The sequence below is a fragment of the Mesorhizobium sp. M7A.F.Ca.CA.004.06.1.1 genome, from assembly GCF_003999135.1.
In the GTDB taxonomy this organism is placed as follows: domain Bacteria; phylum Pseudomonadota; class Alphaproteobacteria; order Rhizobiales; family Rhizobiaceae; genus Mesorhizobium.
Genome location: NZ_RZPQ01001121.1, coordinates 1 through 1,306, shown reverse-complemented (window position 1 = coordinate 1,306; position 1,306 = coordinate 1). Strand labels below are relative to the sequence as shown.

2 protein-coding genes and 1 pseudogene are annotated in these 1,306 nt (G+C 63.0%); 2 read left to right on the top strand and 1 reads right to left on the bottom strand.

Annotation, left to right across the window (positions count from 1 at the left end; all coding sequences use genetic code 11):
- Window positions 1-447: SDR family oxidoreductase (locus EN906_RS34390; RefSeq protein WP_127375787.1), on the top strand; the 447-nt coding region annotated here is incomplete at its 5' end.
- Between the two features lie 14 nt (window positions 448-461).
- Here the strand turns inward: EN906_RS34390 and EN906_RS34385 are convergent.
- Window positions 462-1,169: a dihydrodipicolinate synthase family protein gene (locus tag EN906_RS34385; RefSeq protein WP_236383295.1), complete on the bottom strand. Its 708-nt coding sequence runs from the start codon at window positions 1,167-1,169 to the stop codon at window positions 462-464.
- Here EN906_RS34385 and EN906_RS38640 point away from each other — a divergent pair.
- A pseudogene (locus EN906_RS38640) lies at window positions 1,074-1,306 on the top strand (hypothetical protein); the annotation flags it as partial. The gene EN906_RS34385 and the pseudogene EN906_RS38640 overlap by 96 nt on opposite strands.

The following is a 1,306-nucleotide window of genomic DNA, read 5'->3' as shown; positions in this document are numbered from 1 at the left end:
GTCTACGACATCGAGACGTGGAAGAAGGTCATCGACGTCAACGTAAACGGTACGTTCTACGTCAATCGCGCCGTGGTTCCCGGAATGAAGGAGCGCAATTACGGACGGATCGTCAACATCGCTTCGGTGGCCGGCAAGGAAGGCAACCCCAACGCCTCCGCCTATTCAGCCTCGAAGGCGGCGGTCATCGGCTTGACCAAGTCGCTCGGCAAGGAACTGGCGCAGTACGACATCGCCGTGAACTGCATCTCGCCGGCCACGGCACAGACGCGCATCCTCGAACAACTGACGCCGGAGCACATCGAATATATGCGCTCGCGCATTCCGCGCGGCCGCCTGCTGGAGGTTGACGAAGCCGCGGCGATGGTCGCCTGGCTCGTCTCCAAGGAGAACAGCTTTACAACCGCCTCCACGTTCGACCTGTCGGGTGGACGGACGACCTACTGAAAGGCAGTTGCCGTTCAGCCAGGCAACCGACCCAGACCAATCGCAAAGCGCTCCACCATTGCGAGGCCAGGCTCGCCTGGCCGCATCGCCGGAGCCCGGTCATGTACCGGGATGCCGGCGCGGGCGCCGAACAGCCGCTTGCCGTAACAGACCAGGCTCTCGATGCCTTGCATGACGAAGACGGCAGCCGGCAATATTCTTGCATATTCAGCCTCGGCCGTGACTTCGTCTCCGGCGCGGAACGCATGATAGGCGCGCACGGCATAGTCGGCGCAATCCGGCGCCAGGATCATGCCGCGGCAACCGATGCGGAAATTGTCGATCAGTTCCAGGCCGCCGCGTCCGTTGAAAACCGGTATCCGGCCTTCGGTGCGCTCGATCAGCCCGGCGATGTCGGTGACCGGACCTTCGCCCTTGATCAGCCTTATGTTGGGATGCAGCGTGACGAGTTCGCGGATTTCGTCCGATGACAGGCCGCGCCCGAAAAAGGCCGGCGCGTTCTGGATCGCCACCGGCAGGTCGGTCGCCTCGGCGACGCGGCCGAAGAACTTGATGTATTCCGGCGCACCATAGGATCCGGCTGGCGGCGGCTGCAGGATCACCCAATCCGCTCCGACGCTTTCGGCATGGCGAACCTGCGCCACCTGCTCAGCCACAGAAGAACCGAAGATGGTGAAGGCGAGCGGCACTTTTCCTGCGGTGTCTTCCGCCGTCCAGTCCATGATCGTCCGACGCTCGGCCTCGGTCAGCTAGGCGACTTCCGTTGCCAGGCCGAGCGTCGGACGATCATGGACTGGACGGCGGAAGACACCGCAGGAAAAGTGCCGCTCGCCTTCACCATCTTCGGTTCTTCTGTGGC